This window comes from Marinomonas posidonica (assembly GCF_043643765.1).
GTDB classification, from domain to species: Bacteria; Pseudomonadota; Gammaproteobacteria; order Pseudomonadales; family Marinomonadaceae; genus Marinomonas; species Marinomonas posidonica_A.
In genome coordinates, this window is record NZ_JBHZSP010000010.1 from 125230 (window position 1) to 143279 (window position 18050).

At 43.9% G+C, this 18050-nt stretch carries 17 protein-coding genes; 7 read left to right on the plus strand and 10 right to left on the minus strand.

What is annotated here, in order from left to right; all coding sequences use genetic code 11:
• Window position 1 precedes the first annotated feature (1 nt).
• Both folB and tsaD read right to left on the minus strand, forming a co-directional pair.
• Entirely contained in the window at window positions 2-361 is a 360-nt protein-coding gene (gene folB, locus ACHUFM_RS12695) for a dihydroneopterin aldolase (RefSeq protein ID WP_394182592.1), read from the minus strand.
• Complete coding sequence (tsaD, locus tag ACHUFM_RS12700; RefSeq protein ID WP_394182642.1) at window positions 354-1400, minus strand: tRNA (adenosine(37)-N6)-threonylcarbamoyltransferase complex transferase subunit TsaD; 1047 nt, start codon at window positions 1398-1400, stop codon at window positions 354-356. Before tsaD ends, folB begins: the two co-directional genes overlap by 8 nt.
• 365 nt (window positions 1401-1765) lie before the next feature.
• Between tsaD and rpsU the strand changes: the two genes are divergently transcribed.
• The 5 genes from rpsU (at window position 1766) to ACHUFM_RS12725 (ending at window position 8250) form a co-directional block, all read left to right on the plus strand.
• Window positions 1766-1981, plus strand: a complete 216-nt coding sequence (rpsU, locus tag ACHUFM_RS12705) for a 30S ribosomal protein S21 (protein ID WP_009835737.1) — start codon at window positions 1766-1768, stop codon at window positions 1979-1981.
• A gap of 123 nt (window positions 1982-2104) precedes the next feature.
• A complete protein-coding gene (locus tag ACHUFM_RS12710; protein ID WP_113873474.1) occupies window positions 2105-2551 on the plus strand; it encodes a GatB/YqeY domain-containing protein in 447 nt (148 codons plus the stop codon).
• Between the two features lie 4 nt (window positions 2552-2555).
• Window positions 2556-4532 (plus strand): DNA primase, encoded by a 1977-nt coding sequence (gene dnaG / locus ACHUFM_RS12715; protein WP_394182593.1) that lies wholly within the window; start codon window positions 2556-2558, stop codon window positions 4530-4532.
• Window positions 4533-4646: 114 nt separating this feature from the next.
• A complete protein-coding gene (gene rpoD, locus ACHUFM_RS12720; RefSeq protein ID WP_394182594.1) occupies window positions 4647-6488 on the plus strand; it encodes an RNA polymerase sigma factor RpoD in 1842 nt (613 codons plus the stop codon).
• Between the two features lie 352 nt (window positions 6489-6840).
• Window positions 6841-8250 (plus strand): PhoH family protein, encoded by a 1410-nt coding sequence (locus ACHUFM_RS12725; RefSeq protein ID WP_394182595.1) that lies wholly within the window; start codon window positions 6841-6843, stop codon window positions 8248-8250.
• Window positions 8251-8308: 58 nt separating this feature from the next.
• On the opposite strand, the gene ACHUFM_RS12730 is transcribed toward ACHUFM_RS12725, so the two are convergent.
• From ACHUFM_RS12730 to ACHUFM_RS12745, 4 genes are all read right to left on the minus strand, one after another.
• Window positions 8309-8935 carry a bifunctional 4-hydroxy-2-oxoglutarate aldolase/2-dehydro-3-deoxy-phosphogluconate aldolase gene (locus ACHUFM_RS12730; RefSeq protein WP_394182596.1) on the minus strand — a complete coding sequence of 209 codons (627 nt, stop codon included), beginning with the start codon at window positions 8933-8935 and terminating at the stop codon, window positions 8309-8311.
• Between the two features lie 58 nt (window positions 8936-8993).
• Window positions 8994-10469 (minus strand): glucose-6-phosphate dehydrogenase, encoded by a 1476-nt coding sequence (zwf, locus tag ACHUFM_RS12735; protein WP_394182597.1) that lies wholly within the window; start codon window positions 10467-10469, stop codon window positions 8994-8996.
• A gap of 20 nt (window positions 10470-10489) precedes the next feature.
• Window positions 10490-11464: a glucokinase gene (gene glk / locus ACHUFM_RS12740; RefSeq protein WP_394182598.1), complete on the minus strand. Its 975-nt coding sequence runs from the start codon at window positions 11462-11464 to the stop codon at window positions 10490-10492.
• Between the two features lie 103 nt (window positions 11465-11567).
• The gene (locus ACHUFM_RS12745; RefSeq protein ID WP_394182599.1) at window positions 11568-12632 is read right to left on the minus strand and encodes a GGDEF domain-containing protein; all 1065 of its coding nucleotides are present in this window, start codon (window positions 12630-12632) and stop codon (window positions 11568-11570) included.
• Between the two features lie 289 nt (window positions 12633-12921).
• Between ACHUFM_RS12745 and ACHUFM_RS12750 the strand changes: the two genes are divergently transcribed.
• Complete coding sequence (locus ACHUFM_RS12750) at window positions 12922-13245, plus strand: hypothetical protein (RefSeq protein WP_394182600.1); 324 nt, start codon at window positions 12922-12924, stop codon at window positions 13243-13245.
• Here the strand turns inward: ACHUFM_RS12750 and ACHUFM_RS12755 are convergent.
• Complete coding sequence (locus ACHUFM_RS12755) at window positions 13242-14264, minus strand: DUF3080 family protein (RefSeq protein ID WP_394182601.1); 1023 nt, start codon at window positions 14262-14264, stop codon at window positions 13242-13244. The two genes, ACHUFM_RS12750 and ACHUFM_RS12755, sit on opposite strands and share 4 nt — an antisense overlap.
• Between ACHUFM_RS12755 and ACHUFM_RS12760 the strand changes: the two genes are divergently transcribed.
• Window positions 14263-14691, plus strand: a complete 429-nt coding sequence (locus ACHUFM_RS12760) for an acyl-CoA thioesterase (protein WP_394182602.1) — start codon at window positions 14263-14265, stop codon at window positions 14689-14691. The two genes, ACHUFM_RS12755 and ACHUFM_RS12760, sit on opposite strands and share 2 nt — an antisense overlap.
• 70 nt (window positions 14692-14761) lie before the next feature.
• Here ACHUFM_RS12760 and ACHUFM_RS12765 read toward each other — a convergent pair whose 3' ends face one another.
• From ACHUFM_RS12765 to rpsO, 3 genes are all read right to left on the minus strand, one after another.
• A complete protein-coding gene (locus ACHUFM_RS12765; RefSeq protein ID WP_394182603.1) occupies window positions 14762-15352 on the minus strand; it encodes an LPP20 family lipoprotein in 591 nt (196 codons plus the stop codon).
• Window positions 15353-15491: 139 nt separating this feature from the next.
• Window positions 15492-17600: a polyribonucleotide nucleotidyltransferase gene (gene pnp / locus ACHUFM_RS12770; RefSeq protein ID WP_394182604.1), complete on the minus strand. Its 2109-nt coding sequence runs from the start codon at window positions 17598-17600 to the stop codon at window positions 15492-15494.
• A gap of 164 nt (window positions 17601-17764) precedes the next feature.
• Window positions 17765-18034, minus strand: coding sequence for a 30S ribosomal protein S15 (gene rpsO / locus ACHUFM_RS12775; RefSeq protein ID WP_012068748.1), 270 nt, complete (start codon window positions 18032-18034; stop codon window positions 17765-17767).
• Between the last annotated feature and the right edge of the window lie 16 nt (window positions 18035-18050).

Sequence of the window (18050 nt, forward strand, 5' to 3'; positions counted from 1 at the left end):
ACTAATCCGCGAACCGGCGATACAGCTTCACGCCCACGGCATCAGCCGCCGCGACCGCGGTCGGCTTACGAAGTACTAAGCGCACTGCCTGCAACTGGAAAGTAGCCGCCAAATCCGCTAACAGACGCTCGGCTAAGGTTTCAATTAATTCAAACTGATGCTCTAAGCAATAGGCTAAAATGTAATTAGAAATGGCTTCATAATCTAACGTCTTACTAAGATCATCCGTGGCTGCTGGCAAACGATTATCGTGCTCCATTTCCAAATCCAATAGCAGATCTTGTTGAATGGTTTTTTCCCAATCATAAACACCAATCACGGCTTTTGCTTTCAAACCTTCAATGAATACCAAATCAGACATTTGCCAACTCCTTAAGTGGTGGCAACTCGGCCAACGGCCAACGAGCCCGAATGGATAAATTCAATTCTGAAGATTGCCCATCTAATAAGCGTTGTGCTCCTGCATAGGCGATCATGGCACCATTATCTGTGCAGAACTCTGGACGCGCATAAAATACACTAGCCTTAATCTTTTTCAGCTGACTTTCCAACTGTTCACGTAATCTTTGATTAGCACTGACACCACCGGCGATGATCAAGCTCTTTAAGCCTTCACTTTCCAAAGCGCGACGACATTTGATAACCAAAGTGTCAACCACGGCAGTTTCAAACGCTAAGGCCGCATCTGCTTTAAATTGTTCATCGCATCGATCATCATCAAGGGCTTCATGCACTGCGGTTAAAAATGCCGTCTTCAAGCCGCTAAAGCTAAAATCCAAGCCAGGCCTGTCTGTCATAGGACGTGGAAATCTTAAACCTGATGCGGGATTGCCTTGCTTCGCTAATGCCGCAATTTGCGGGCCACCAGGATAAGGCAAACCAATCATTTTTGCTGCTTTATCAAACGCTTCTCCCGCGGCGTCATCCAGAGATTGACCGAGTAATTTATATTGTCCAATACCATCCACTCTAACCAGCTGGGTATGACCACCAGAAACCAATAATGCAATAAAGGGCATTTCAGGTTGCGACTCTTCTAACATAGGCGCTAATAAATGCCCTTCCATGTGATGCACACCCAAGGCAGGAATTCCCAACGCATAGGCCAGAGAACGACCAATCGTCGCCCCCGCCATCAAAGCCCCAACTAGCCCAGGCCCACTCGTAAACGCAACGGCGTCCAGCTCTTTCTTAGTCATACCCGCATCCGCTAACACTTCATCAATTAAAGGTAAGGTTTTGCGCACATGGTCCCGTGATGCTAACTCAGGCACAACACCGCCGTATTCAGCGTGTTGCGCGATTTGCGAATAAATCTTATGCGCCAACAAACCATTCTCGGTGTCATAAATGGCAATGCCGGTTTCGTCACAAGAGGTTTCAAGACCCAATACTTTCATCAAACCAATCTCATCTGTAATTTGCCGACATTGTACCCTAGAACGACAGAGCATGGCAGATGCCACTGGACACAGGCACGTAAAGTCATTATAATGCGCGCGTTTTCAATGTTTAAATTAAAAGGCAGGTGATTTTTCTCGTTTGGCGCTTATTTGATAAGTGAACACTTCCAAGCACCCTATGACATAAAACAGACAACAACAGACAACCATCCTTGTCTGTCCAGGGTTAGAAAAATCAGCCAAATTGTTTGGCTCAACTCTGTCTAACAAATACGCGCTTTGAATACTCTTTAATTAGGAGTATTATGCATGCCGTTTTTGTGAATAACTTAAACTTAAAACCGATTATTAAAGGTAAAAACATGCCAGCAGTTAAAGTAAAAGATAACGAACCATTTGACATCGCTCTACGCCGCTTCAAGCGCTCTTGTGAAAAAGCAGGCGTTTTGGCTGAAGTTCGTCGTCGTGAATGCTACGAAAAACCAACAACTCTTCGCAAACGTGCTGCAGCCGCTGCTGTTAAACGTCACGCTAAGAAAGTTTCTCGCGAGCAGAAAAAATTCCAACGTTTGTACTAGGCCGATTTGCCATTTGGCAAATCCACTAGATCACAAACACCTAGACCTTTCTCGTGTTTAGGTTTATAAGAACGGCTAGTTAAAAACTAGCCGTTTTTTTTGTTTAACATCCAAGAGGCTCCCATGTCAGAATTAAAAGCACACATCTCCGATACCTTAAAAACCGCCATGCGCGCAAAAGAAAAGCACCGCGTTACTGTCATTCGCACCATTTTAGCGGAATGCAAACGAGTGGAAGTCGATGAACGTATTGAATTAGATGATGCTAGAGTGATCGCCATTCTGGATAAGATGAATAAGCAACGTAAAGATTCGATCCAACAATTTACCGATGGCGGCCGTGACGACCTAGCACAAATCGAAAAAGATGAGCTAGCCATTATTTCTGAGTTCTTACCAACCCAATTGACAGACGAAGAAATTGCCACCATTGTGAAAGCGGCCATTGAAGAAACTGGGGCCAGCTCAATGCAACAAATGGGCGCGGTAATGGCCATTGTAAAACCTCAGGTACAAGGCCGTGCCGACATGGGACAAATCAGCAAACAAGTGAAAGCACAACTAGGCTAATTTTATGGCGGGACGCATACCAGATCAGTTTATTGACGAGTTATTGGCTCGCACCGACTTAACCGATGTGGTGTCGTCCCGTATCAGCCTAAAAAAAACTGGGCAAAACTACAGTGCACTTTGCCCTTTTCATAATGAAAAAAGTCCCTCTTTTAGCTTAAACCCCAACAAACAATTCTATTATTGCTTTGGTTGTGGTGCAGGCGGCAACGCCATCTCTTTTGTGATGGAACATGACCATCTCGACTTTGTTGATGCCATCGAGGTGCTCGCTAAAGACGCTGGCATGGAAGTTCCTAGAGAGCAAGGTGCGCCGGATCGCTATGAGCAGAATGCCGAGTTGCTGAAGCGGCTCTCTGAAAGTGCGACCTTTTACCAACGCCAGTTAATCGAGCACCCAGACAAGCTCAAAGCGACAGATTACCTCGCCCAAGAACGCGGCTTGTCCGGGCAAATTGCCAAAGTATTTGGTCTCGGCTTTGCGCCAAGCGGTTGGGACAATCTTCTTAAATCGGTTGGTACCAGAGCCGAACATCAGGAACAACTGTATCGTGGCGGCATGCTGATTGAGAAAAAAGATCAGCCTGGCCATTACTACGACCGCTTTCGAAATCGTATTATCTTCCCTATACGAGATTCTCGCGGACGAGTCATTGGTTTCGGTGGTCGTGCATTTGGTGACGAAAAACCTAAATATTTAAATTCACCAGAAACCCCTGTTTTTCAGAAAAGCCAAGAACTGTACGGCTTATTTGAAGCCAAACAAAACACCCAAAATCTCGATCAAATTATTGTTGTTGAGGGCTATATGGATGTCATCGTATTAGCTCAACACGGCATTACCAATGCGGTCGCCACCTTAGGCACCTCCGTCAATAGTCAGCACATACGCAAACTTTTCAAATTGGTTAGCAAAGTCATCCTCTGCTTTGACGGTGATAAAGCCGGTCGCTCTGCGGCAATCCGAGGTTTAGAAGCCTCTCTTCCTGTCATGCAGGATGAAAAACAACTGCGCTTCTTATTTCTACCGGAAGGAGAAGACCCAGATTCCTTGGTGCGTAAAGAAGGCAAAGACGCCTTCAATTTGCGCTTAGAAGACAGCGCTTCACTTTCCCATGTGCTGTTTGATCATGCTAGAAATCAAGTCACTCTTGCAGACGAAGAAGGGGAAGCTCAATTTGCTCGCAATGCCATGAGCATGATTCAACAAATCCCGAAAGAGCTGACATTTCGCTCCATTTTAATTAAGCAGTTAAGTGAACAATCAGGCATCGACAGCGATACACTAGGGCACACAGCACTGCCCAAAGTAAAGCCGAGCTACGATAAAGAAATCTCCAGCACCACCAATGAACCAGAGTATTACGATTATCCAACCCATGATGCATCTCATCATGACTATGATGACTACCCTGCTTCGCCCTATGGAGATTATGATTCCGCATCATATAGCAATCACGAATACACCTCGCCACAAACTGGTAAAACTGGCTATAAGAAAAAAGGCAAATTCAATAAACAAAAAGATGAGGCTTATTTTCCACCTGCCCCGTCTAGTTTGAGCAAAATAAAACAAGCCTCTTTATGCCTATTACTTCACCCCCATATTGCGCAACACATCGATATTCCCGACCCAATCATCAATCAAGCAAATGATGAATTAAAAATCTTCGGTAAAATATGGAGATATTTCGCAAAACACCCAGAAAAAAACGCCGGACACTTACTGGGCGAATTAGCGGAAAATGTCGCACATAAGCCAATTATTGATCTTTTAAACCACCAAGATGCGGCAACAAAGCAAAAAATCACTAATGCAAAGCAAGAAGTACTGGATATGGTTTCTACCCTGGAACGTAACCTAGGATTAAATAACAGTATTGAACGCTTGAAAAATAAAGGTAATGAATCCATTAAGGATACAAACACTAAGCAAGAACTCAGAAATTTGATGGATTTAATTAGACAGAAAAAGTCATAAAGATTGTCTAAAAATCACACAAATAAAGCAGGATTAAGTGGATAAAACTCATTGATTTTGTTATAATATGCGGCTTGCAAAACTTCAATTGAATTTCAAACGATAGGTTGTCGAATGCCAGACACTCAACAGTCACGTCTTAAAGAGTTGATCGCCAAAGGTAAAGAACAGGGTTATTTAACTTTTACCGAAGTTAATGACCATCTGCCTGATGACCTTTCTGACCCGGAGCAGGTCGAAGAAATTATTGCCATGATCAATGACATGGGCATCACGGTTTCCGAGTACGCTCCAGACAAAGAAAGCCTTCTTATGGAAGAAGGCGACACGACAGATGAAGCGGCCGCTGAAGAAGCGGCGGCGGCCCTTGCTGCTGTAGAAGGGGACATCACAAGAACAACTGATCCAGTGCGTATGTATATGCGCGAGATGGGCACAGTTGAACTATTGACTCGCGCCGGCGAGATTGCCATTGCCAAACGTATCGAAGAAGGTACGCGTGAAGTGATGGCGGCGATTTCTTATTTCCCTGGTGCCGTCGACGTATTGCTTAATGCATACGCAAAAGTTCAAGAGGAAGAAGGTCGTCTGAGCGATATTTTCAGCGGTTTCATTGATGGCGATGGTGAAGAGCCGGTTTTTGAAGAATTGGCTGAAGAACTTCCTATTGAAGAAGAAGCGGATGACGCTGACAGCGACGATGAAGAAGACGATTCAGAATCAAGCGAAGAAGAAACCGATAACGGTCCTGACCCAGAAGAAACCGCATTACGTTTCAACGAAATTGCTCGCATTTATGACGAGTTAAAAGTATTGCTTGAAACACGTGACCGCCAAGATTCTGCTGTAAAAAGCAAACAAGAAGAACTTAGCATTGCGTTTGCACCAATCAAACTGGTTCCTAAACTGTTCGACGAATTGATCGATCGAGTTCGTTCACGCATGGAAAAAGTGCGTGAACAAGAAAGGTTGATCATGCAAGTTTGTGTTCGTAAATCTGGCATGCCAAGAACAGAATTCTTGAAACGTTTTCCGAGTAATGAAACCAACCCAGATTGGCTTCAAGAGCAAATTTCGGCTAATGCAAACTACTCTGCTGCGTTGGAAGAAAACGAAGCGGAATTTATGCGTAGTCAGCGCAAATTGCGTGCTGTTTCCAAAGACACAGGCCTAACGATTGCAGAATTAAAAGAGATCAACCGTCGTATTTCGATTGGTGAAACTCGCGCTCGTCGTGCCAAGAAAGAAATGGTAGAAGCCAACTTGCGTTTGGTTATCTCGATTGCGAAAAAATACACTAACCGTGGCTTACAATTCTTGGATCTGATTCAAGAAGGCAACATCGGCCTTATGAAAGCCGTTGATAAATTCGAATATCGTCGTGGTTACAAGTTCTCGACTTATGCCACATGGTGGATTCGTCAAGCCATTACGCGTTCTATCGCCGACCAAGCACGAACCATTCGTATTCCGGTTCACATGATCGAAACCATCAACAAACTGAACCGCATTTCTCGTCAAATGCTGCAGGAGATGGGTCGTGAAGCAACGCCTGAAGAGTTGGCAGCGCGCATGGACATGCCTGAAGACAAGATTCGCAAAGTATTGAAGATTGCTAAAGAACCAATCTCAATGGAAACCCCTATTGGCGATGATGAAGATTCGCATCTAGGCGATTTCATTGAAGACGATGGCGCTGAATCACCAATCGACATTGCCACCATTGAAGGTTTGCGTGAATCTACGACCACTGTTCTTGCTGGCTTGACGGCTCGTGAAGCCAAAGTATTGCGTATGCGTTTCGGTATCGACATGAACACAGATCACACTCTGGAAGAAGTCGGTAAGCAATTTGACGTAACACGTGAACGTATTCGTCAGATCGAAGCAAAAGCGTTGCGTAAGCTACGCCACCCAAGCCGCTCAGAGCACTTGAGAAGCTTCCTAGACGAATAAATTTCATTCGTTTCGAAAAAAGCCGCTATGATTAGCGGCTTTTTTATTGCCTCATACTTCAAATAATACAAGCAACAGCAACAAAACTGTCATACACTCTAATTAGAGTATGGATAAAGACAGTGAGGTTTAGCTTGCTCAGAAATCGTTGTTATCCAAACAATTACCTTTCTCACATCTGCCCAGTTGCGTGCAGAAGTAAGCTTTACACTCTCATTCATCTCGTCACCTGCATTTTTACAAACCACCAACATCGTTCCAACATCGTATCTATTGCTAAATCAGCACAACCCTTTCGAAATCGTTTCTTTCTCATCAGCAAACTTTACTCACATTATGGGAGTCATCGTCTATGGAAAAAATCTACGTTCTCGACACCAATGTACTATTGCATGATCCATTAGCCATTTACGCTTTCGCCGAGCACATGGTCGTCATCCCTATGACGGTGCTGGAAGAGTTAGACATAATCAAAGACCGGCGTGACAAAGACGTCAGCCGCGAAGCAAGACTCGCCATCAACACCATAGACAAGATCGTCGGTGACGCCACCCCAAGGCAACTCCAAGCCGGCGTCCCTATTCACACGCTAGATAAGAGCACAAACTCAAACGAACAAGCAAAAAGCTGTGAAGGCTCACTCGCCATTTTCCCAGATCAACAGATCACAGCAACCGATAACATTCCATTTCTCAATGGCAATCATGACCATGCCAATGACAATCGCATTATTAATGTTGCTCTAAGTCTGCAGGCAACACATCTAAGATCTTCTGTGTGTCTCGTTACCAAAGACATTAACATGCGCATAAAAGCCAAAGGCTCAGGGCTAGAGCGTGTCGAGGACTATCGAAAAGATAAGGTACTTGATGATCTCGATCTAATGACCAAAGGTTACATTGAGTTTACAGGCAGTTTTTGGTCAAGTGTTGACAGCGTCAAAACCGAAGCCCATGGCCGTCACACTGTCCATGTCATCAGCAAGTCATTACTCGAAAGCCTCCACTTAAATATGTTCATCATTGATGAGGAAGACTTTATTGGCTTTGTGGTAAACATTGATCATGACTATGTGTATTTATTGGATATAAACAAACAGCACTTGATGAACCAAAATTTTTGGGGCATTCACCCTCGCAATTTAGAGCAAGCTATGGCGTTTTATTTACTGCGTCATGAGAATTCTGATCTGATGGTCATGACGGGGCCAGCAGGCTCAGGTAAAACCCTATTGGCACTTGCCTATGGCTTACAAGTAACAATGGAAGAAAAACGTTTTAATAAAATCATTGTGGCAAGATCAACACCACCAATGGCCGAGGACATTGGCTTTTTACCGGGTACAGAAGAAGAAAAAATGGCGCCTTGGTTGGCCGCTTTTGATGATAACTTGGAAATACTGCATGGTGCCGATGAACACTCCATCAGCAGCATTGATTACGTCAAACAGAAAGCCAACATTCAATTTAAATCGTTAAACTTTATGCGCGGTCGATCCTTCAACAACGCCCTTATTATCATCGATGAGGCACAAGGATTAACACAATTTCAACTTAAATCCATTGTGACTCGAATTGGCAGTAACTCGAAAATTATAGTCTTAGGCAACTTGGCCCAGATCGACAATAAATACATTACGCCATTAACGTCTGGATTAACTTACCTTGTGGAAAAATCTAAACCCTTTAAATATGCCAGCATCATGCATGTAAATGGTATTGAACGTAGCCGATTAGCCGAATTTGCAGAAGAGAATCTTTAGTAATAAAAAGGGAAGATGATTGCTCATCTTCCCTTTTAAGGTTGATCTTACTTGGGTATTACTGAGAAACGGATTTTGCCAACTCAGTAATCTCATCCCATTTGCCCGCACGCACTAAATCTGTCGGAACAATCCAAGAACCACCAACACATAGCACGTTATCCAGCGCCAAGTAATCACGGAAATTATTGGCACCAATGCCGCCTGTAGGGCAGAACTTGATTTGTGGTAATGGACCACCAAAGGCTTTCAGCGCCTTAACGCCACCGTTCACTTCCGCAGGGAAAAACTTAAAGCGGTCATAACCGTATTCCATCCCCAATAACACATCAGAAATGGTTGCTACTGCCGGCAGATAAGGCACATCGTACTCTTTTCCTACCGCCAACAAATCCGCCGTCATGCCAGGACTGATAATAAACTGAGAACCTGCCTCAATAGCTTGCACATATTGCGCACGAGAGCACACAGTACCAGCACCAACAATAGCATCAGGTACTTCTTTTCGTAGTGCCGTAATCGCTTCTAACGCAGCTGGTGTGCGCAGCGTCACTTCTAGTACAGGCACCCCACCAGCTACCAAGGCTTTACCTAGTGACACGGCTTGTTCAACATTATCAACAACGATCACAGGCACAACAGGTGTTGCCGTCATCACCTGCTCGGCAGTATAAGTTTGCGTCATGTTATTTTCCTTTTCTTGACTGAGTGTTTATCGACTGAAGCAACTCGCCCAGTACGACTTAATAATCGTGCCAGTTACGCCCATCTTTAATTGGCAAAGCCATAGACGCCGCTGGGCCCCAAGAGCCGGAAGCATATTCCTTCGGACGTTCGCTGGTTTGACTCCAAGCAGACATAATACCGTCCACCCATTTCCAAGCTGCTTCTACTTCATCGTAACGCATAAACAAGGTAGCATCATTACGCATCACATCCAGCAACAAACGTTCGTAAGCTTCAGGGCTGCGCTTATCATTGAACGCTTCAGTTAAACTCAGGTTTAAATCCACTGGCTGTAGATTCATCCCTTCACTCGCGCCCGGGACTTTATTCATCACAGTTAAAGAAATTTTTTCTTCAGGCTGTAGACGAATAACCAATTGATTACGCTGCAGTTGGCGATTACTCTCATCGCTGAAAATACTATGTGGAACCGCTTTATACTGGATAACAATCTCAGAATAACGCTGACCTAAACGCTTACCTGTTCTTAGATAGAAAGGTACGCCAGCCCAACGCCAATTATCAATGTCAGCACGCAGAGCAACAAAGGTTTCTGTACGTGAATCAGGATTACTGCCTTCTTCATCGAAATAACCTTGCACATCTTTGCCCTTAATCATGCCTTTAGCATACTGACCACGTACCGTTTTCGTGTATGCATTCGCGCCAACAATAGGACGTAATGCTTTTAACACTTTAATCTTTTCATCTCGTACAGAATCGGAATCCATGCGCCCTGGCGGCTCCATAGCAACCAGACATAACAACTGAATCAGATGGTTTTGCACCATGTCACGCATGGCTCCCGCTTTATCGTAATAACCCCAGCGACCTTCTACACCAACTGTCTCAGAGACTGTTATTTGAACATTATCAATGTGCGCACTGTCCCAAAGCGGTTCGAATAAAGTGTTGCCAAAGCGAATGGCCAACAAGTTTTGAACCGTTTCTTTGCCAAGATAATGGTCAATTCGGAAAGCTTGCTGCTCTTTGAAGTTTTTCATTACCTCATCGTTAATCGCACGAGAAGATGCAAGATCACGACCAAGTGGCTTCTCTAGAACCACCCGCATACGGTCTTCGTTCAGGCCATGTGTCGCTAAAGAAGAGCAAATCGAACCAAACAAGTCTGGAGACGTCGCCAAATAGAAAACAACATCACGGTCATCACCACCAACTTTATGGTCATTTAAGCGGGCAAAATCAGATTCCTGTTGGGCATCAACAGAAACATAACTCAAACGCTCTTTGAAGCGCGGCCAAACGGAATCATCACCAACACTGGATGGCACAAACTCATCAAGTGCATCACGGACTTTGGCTTGATAGTCAGTATCACTCACTTCTCGTCTCGAAGCACCAATGATTCGAGTTGTGGGCGCCAGCAAACCGTCCATATCCAAATGATACAGAGCAGGCAACAACTTACGCATGGCAAGGTCACCACCGCCACCAAAAATTACGACATCACAGGCTTTTAAACTGGCCTTCATTCTTTTATCTCCAACTAAATCTAGGCTTTCGACACAAGATAGGAAGCGTAGCACGCACATCCCATCAGCCCTGGGTATTCAGACATCACAACAAAAGTCGGAATCGGTGAAACAAACTCTTTCATACGACCCTTGTCTTGCATAGCTTCCCTAAAGCCGCTGCACAATATTTCCTTTAAGTAGCGAGGCACAATGCCACCGGCAATGTAAACGCCACCACGTGCTTCAACTGACAGTACAAGGTTTCCAATGACTCGCCCTAAAAACACAAAGAACTGCTCTAAGGCAGCCTTGGCAATTGGATCATTACCAGCTTTTAATGCTTCACCAATTTCCGGTGCAGAGAGACGCTTATCAATACCTTGTCGAGCGGCTAAGGCTTCATAAATATTCTCTAAGCCCATACCAGACAGCACTCGCTCTGCTGATACTCGCTTATGACGCTTGCGCAAAAAAACCGCAATATCGTCTTCGACTTCATTACAGGTAGAGAGGTCTACATGGCCACCCTCTCCAGGCAGTACAATATTCGGGCCATCCTCTTGTGGGACAACACACGCCACCCCTAACCCAGTTCCTGCACCAATGACCCAACTTGCTGCTTTCGGATCTACTGTCTTTGACTCGCCCAAAAGCACTTTGTCGCCTTCCGGAAGGACTTCAAGACAGTGACCAATCGCATCAAAATCATTCAATAAAGCCACTTTTTTTTCCGCGCCAAAGTATTTCTGCACCTCGTCACGAGTAAAATGCCAAGGGTTATTAGTAAAGCGTATAACCTCTTGATTCACTGGTCCAGCAATGGCCAACACCACAGCATCAATGTCTTTCAAGTCGACACTACAGTGATCAACATAATCCGCCGCGGCATCAAAAAAAGTCTCATAGTTTTTACAAGGAAGCACTTTGACTTCGAGTGGCTCAAATTGATGTATCGGCACCAAAGCAAATCGAGCATTTGTGCCACCAAGGTCGGCAATTAAAGCGTGGGACATATGTGAACCCTAAATTTATTTTTTGAAATTTTACAACAAAATAAAGGTAAAAAACACCGAATTTTTCAATCTTGGCGGATCAAAATGTAATAAAATTACAAAGTCATCTTAGCTTATTTAGAAACTTAAAGACCTTTGTAGGCACCAGTCTTTTACGGTTATTTTTATAGTCGTAGAGGCGTTCATCTGCCACTTTAAGCAGATGTTTGTAGTGACTTGGCGCGTCGGACACAACGCTCGCTCCGCCGTAACTAATAGTAATCGGAACGAGGTTAGATTTATACCTTAATGGATTGGATTGTAGATATTCTTGAATGGACTCAGCCACTTGAATTGCCTGATCGTATGTTTTCCCTGGCATGACGAAAACAAATTCATCTCCCGCAAAACGAAATGCTAATCCTTGTTTATGAACGTATTTCAACAAGCGTTTGGCAATGTATTCCAATACTTCATCACCACAGTTGTGCCCGAGGGTATCATTAATGGATTTAAAGGCATCACAATCAATAAACACTACAGTGAGGTCGCGTTTTTGTTGCTTAGAACGCGAAAACTCACGATCTAACATGAGTTCCAGCTGACGGCGGTTTAATAAGCCAGTCAAAGGGTCACGAGTGGCTAAGTATTCGAGTTTTTCCCGTGCTGTTACATTACTCAGGCAAATTGAGATTTTAATCGCCAATTGGTCCAGTAAAAACGTATCCTTAGTGCTCGCATCATACCGACTTCGATCCGCGTCGGCTTGGCAAAACAGACCAACCAATTCACCATCAATAGTCAAAGGCGATATCGCTAGGGAAGCAATAATATCGCGGTAAATGCTTGGGATGATTTCTCGGCAAAAACTCAAGTTAGAATTGACCAACACCGTCTTATTACTCGACTTTATGATATCAATCATAGCGCTGCGACGAGTAAACAAAACTCGATCTCTTAGGTCAGGTAGTTTTTCAAGACTTTCGATAAGATGTGATAAAGGCGCCTCATTAATGAGGTTTACCCATACATAAGGGACATTAAATTGTTTTTGGACTTCTTTGGTCAGAGTTGAGACAAACTGATCGCAACGTCCAATCGACAAAATACAGCGCTCGATTTCAAAAAATTTGCGCGCAATTTCTTCATTATGACGAACATTGTCTATCAGCTCATTGATGTCATGCATGCATTGTGCCCTGCCGCCAAATCAAAGCAGCCATCTCTTTCCTTGATACAAAACGTAACTCGAAATCTAAAAAATAATGAATCTACAATATCTTATAGTACGATGCTTAAACAGTTTCAGCTATAAAATGTATTAAAAATGGTCAGCTTAATACAAAAAATTACAATCAGAACAAGATATTCCGACTTTTTCATCCTACCAGCAACTCATTGTGAATAATTCATTATTCTAGTTAAGAAAAAACCTTCTATGCCGATACTCATAACATCACCAAACAATAGGTAGGTTAATGAGCATAAGAGAAATTGTTGAGACTCAGGTCACTCAAAGCAGCTTGGCTGGAAAGTCTGTATCAGGCAGCCCTCAATTTGCTCTGATGATGAGTTTGTTTAGCCAACCTGGCCCATCACTGATCAATGCCAAAGACAGTTTGAACGAACATCAAGCTCATGCCATCACTCGTCCTATGCACTTCTCCCAAGGCATCGGCCATAATCCTGTGGCTAACATAGCTCTGTTAAAAGCACTTAACCAAGAACCATTGGCAGAAGGCACTCCTTTCGAATACGATCTCGTTGAAAGCCTGGAAAAACAAATTCATACTCAAATTTAACTCTGACCACCAACGCCCATTCCGCACACATTCAATAAGGTACTCCAAGCTTTTGCATGGCGTTGGGAAGCCATTTGGTATCGCTGCCATTCACTTTGACTTGCCGTCATATCGTATTGCGTTAAAAACGCCTGCATTTCTGCTGTCAGATGAGACAACTGAGCCAATTCATTCAGCAAAGGTAAAACTTGATAAGCTGATTGACTCAGCCGCCCCATATAAGGTTGAACCTGTTTCACGTAATGTACTTCAAACTGCTGTTTTAAATAGTTGACAGGGGCACCACAATCCTCTTCGCCCAACAAGGAAATTTGACTCGTGACCTGATCCAAATAGCGGCGAACATGCATCAAACTAAACAACAAGCGCCCAGCATACTCACTGTCCATCAATTGTTTTAGATCCTGCTCAAAGACACTACCTGGAATGACAGGTAAGGCATCAAGCGAGTTGCCAATCTTCACAAATCGCGTTAATGCATTTAATAAAGATTGTTGCTTTGCCGTAGAATAATTTAATGGCAAAAAGCCATTCGAGAGACTGAAAAAAGCTTCGCTCTCTTCACCATTAAAAATGGCATTCCCAAACGCTTTAGGTAACTCAATACGCTTTTGCTGAGCGACCGCCATTAACTCTTTCTCTAAAGCTGAGTCGGTAATCGGACAAGACTCGATAGCACGAATAATATCGACTTCATACAAGAAGCGCTGACTGTCCAGCATGACTCGTCCCAGAATGCTATTCTTCCTACCCGCGACGATACCGATCTCACAACGCTGTAATGATAAAAAATCCAACAGGCTGACATCAAAAGTCGATAAGGTATTTTGTCGATAGCGTGCTGGGGCTAAAGCAGTTGGCATTACTATTGCTGGCTCTTCAAGCTCAATCAACTGAGATCGATTCAGGTCTTGTAGATATTCAGATAACAACAACTCTGCTTTAAAGCGACTATCGCAGCCGCTTAACAGTATAATAATGCTTAACCAAATAATTGTTTTAAAAGGGTTAAAATACATGAACAAGCTACTCATTCAGAAACGCGAAGAAATCTCCGAAACTCGTGTGGCCAAGATGGTGTTTCCTGGTACAACCAATCATTACGACACCCTATTTGGCGGTATCGCGTTACAATGGATGGATGAAGTAGCTTACATTGCAGCAACTCGCTTTTCACGCAAAGCCATGGTCACGATATCCACCGAACAAGTGGACTTCAAACATCCCATCCCTTCCGGTATTTTAGTTGAGCTTGTGGCTCGTGTCGTTCATGTTGGCCGAACTTCGCTAAAAGTCGAAGTAAATATTTTTCTGGAAGAACTGCACAGTGATAAACGCACCAAGGCTATTACAGGGCATTTTAACTTTGTTGCTGTCGATGAAAACCAAAAACCAACCCCTATTTTTGATGAAGAAGGAAATCTACAGCCTTCTTCATCACAGTGATAGACAAGCATCAGGATAAAAAAACGGCCCGTATCTAGCGATAATGGCCGTTTCTATTAACAAGCTAGAATCAGTTTGAATGACGCTTAGCAATTTCAGACGCTAATTCTTCAAAGCTTTTTTCAGCTTCTAGCTTCTGATACAAAGCCGCTTCGTTTCTCATAGAAGTACGTAAAATGCTCTCTGCAACACCTTCTACTTGTGATGGATCCAAACCAACCAAAACCACAAGACCACCACTTGGTGTTGGCATCTGGCGCATCACACGAGAACCAACAAGTTGCTGCTCTGTCACCTGCTTGGTGACAACACTGTTTACACGATCGACGGTTTCAGCATCAGCCGCGCCCGTGGTTTCCACGTATTGCTTAACCATGTTTTGCAGGTCAACACTTAAAATCTGAGCCAATTCAACACGGGCAGAGGTAGCTGCCATTTGTTTCATATAATTTGGACCAGCCGCAGATTTTTCACTATAACCAACGGCAGACAAAGCCACTCCATCCACTGGCGCACCACATACCCAATCGGGGGCTGCTTGATTAGAGCCATCCGCAAACACACAACTAGGAACCGCCACTTCAGGCGTATTCACAACATCTTTGCTACAAGCAACCAAAACCATGCTGGCTGCCAACACACTGACTAACTTTAGCTTCATGACTTTTTCCTTATACAACGAAACACACAATAGAATAATGAAACGACTCAATATCGTATTATTCTAGCTCATCTGTCCTGATTAAAAACAAAAAAAGGTGCTTTAAGCACCTTTTTTCAACCCTAAACCTAAACTGAAATTATTCAGTAAAAGCGGCTTTTTCTTCTTCCGTCACGTCTTTCATAGACAGTTTGATACGACCACGAGCATCAACGTCTAGAACCTTAACAATGACTTCTTGACCTTCCGCTAGGAAATCCGTTACTGCACGGATACGCTCTTCAGCGATCTGAGAAATGTGCACCAAGCCATCTTTACCAGGTAAGATGTTAACAAAAGCACCAAACTCAGCAAGGCGTACGACCTTACCTTTGTACAGTTTATCAACTTCAGCCTCAGCGGTAATTTCATGAATTTTCAGTAGCGCAGCATCAGAAGCCGCTTTATCCGCAGCATAAATACGCACGGTACCGTCATCATCAAGATCGATAGAAGCACCAGTTTGCTCTGTAATAGAACGAATTGTTGCACCACCTTTACCGATAACGTCACGAATTTTCTCAGGATCAATTTTGATCGTCGCCATAGAAGGTGCATTTGGAGACACCTCAGGACGTGCATAACCAATGGTTTTCGCCATTTCACGAAGGATATGAGTACGAGCTTCAAGCGCTTGGCTCAAAGCAATGTCCATGATCTCTTCGTTAATGCCTTCAATTTTAATGTCCATTTGAAGCGCTGTGATACCTTCTTCCGTACCCGCTACTTTAAAGTCCATATCACCTAGGTGATCTTCATCACCAAGGATATCAGTCAAGACAGCAAAACCATCGTCTTCTTTAATCAGCCCCATGGCAATACCAGCAACAGGCGCTTTAAGAGGAACACCCGCGTCCATCATAGACAAAGAGGCACCACAAACAGAGGCCATTGAGCTTGAACCATTTGATTCTGTGATCTCAGATACAATACGAATTGTGTATGGGAATTCTTCTTCTGTTGGCAATACCGCTTGAACACCACGACGAGCCAAACGACCATGACCAATTTCACGACGACCGACGCCGCCCATACGACCACATTCACCAACAGAGTAAGGAGGGAAGTTGTAATGCAGCATGAAACTGTCTTTGCTTTCGCCCGTTAGACCATCAGTCATTTGTGAATCACGGCTTGTACCTAGTGTACAAGTCGCAATCGCCTGAGTTTCACCACGAGTGAACAAAGCAGAACCGTGAGTTTTGCTCAACATACCCACTTCAACATCGATTGGACGAACTGTTTTATTGTCACGACCATCAATACGTGGCTTGCCATCAATAACACGACGACGAACGATGCGTTTTTCTAGTTTCGCAAAAACAGACGTTACATCCGCTTCCGTAAACTCACCTTCTTCTGTTACTAAAGCGGCAACAGCGGCATCACGTACTTGACCAAGCTGTGCATAGCGAGCCATTTTCTCACTGATACCATATGCTTCTTCAATTTGTGCTGCGTAACCAGATTCAACCGCTTCTTGTAGAGAAACATTAGTTTCTTCAGGCTGCCATTCCCAACGAGGCTTACCAGCTTCTGCTGCAAATTCAGTAATAGCACTGATCGCTGCCTGCATTTCTTTGTGCGCAAACAAAACCGCACCGAGCATTTCGTCTTCTGTTAGCTCTTGCGCTTCAGATTCAACCATTAATACAGCGTCTTTAGTACCTGCAACAACCATGTCTAGTAGAGAAGATTCTAGCTCAGAGTAGCTTGGGTTTAGAACGTAGCCAGACTCATCATTGAATCCAACACGAGCGGCACCGATTGGGCCGTTGAATGGGATGCCAGAAATGGTCAAAGCAGCAGATGTTGCCAACATAGCGGCAATATCCGCATCCAAGTTTGTGTTAGTCGACATGACAGTACAAACAACCTGAACTTCGTTCATGAAACCTTTCGGAAACAAAGGACGAATTGGACGGTCAATCAAACGAGAAGTCAGTGTTTCTTTTTCAGAAGGACGACCTTCACGCTTTAAGAAACCACCTGGGATTTTACCAACAGCGTAAGCACGCTCTTGATAATGAACAGACAATGGGAAAAAATCTTGACCTGGTTTTGCAGACTTAGCACCAACAACGGTAGCCAGTACCTGCGCATCACCAATGGTACATAATACAGCACCCGTCGCTTGACGAGCGATACGGCCAGTTTCAAGAGTGACGGTATCATTACCGAACTGGAAAGTTTTTGTCGTAATACTCACTAGTATTCCTTTTTATTAAAAAAATTACTTTCTCCCAAAGTTCATCTTTTTAAGCCAGTACTCATATATGCTCTGAGTTCTCTGTAAAGCACATATGAAGTACAGGCTGCCCTTGGGAGACCAATAAAAAAAGGGCCATAATATTTTATGGCCCTTCTTCAGTCTTAGCGACGTAGACCTAGCTTTTTGATCAAGCTAGTGTAACGCGCTGCGTCTTTACGCTTAAGGTAATCCAACAACTTACGACGTTGGTTTACCATGCGAATTAGACCGCGACGAGAATGATGGTCATGGATATGAGCTTTAAAGTGACCTTGAAGACCTTCGATGTTCTTAGTCAACAATGCTACTTGAACTTCAGGAGAACCAGTGTCGCCTTCCGCTACTTGAAACTCTTTAACCAATGCTGCTTTAGATTCTGCAGACAATGCCATAATCTTATCTCCGAAT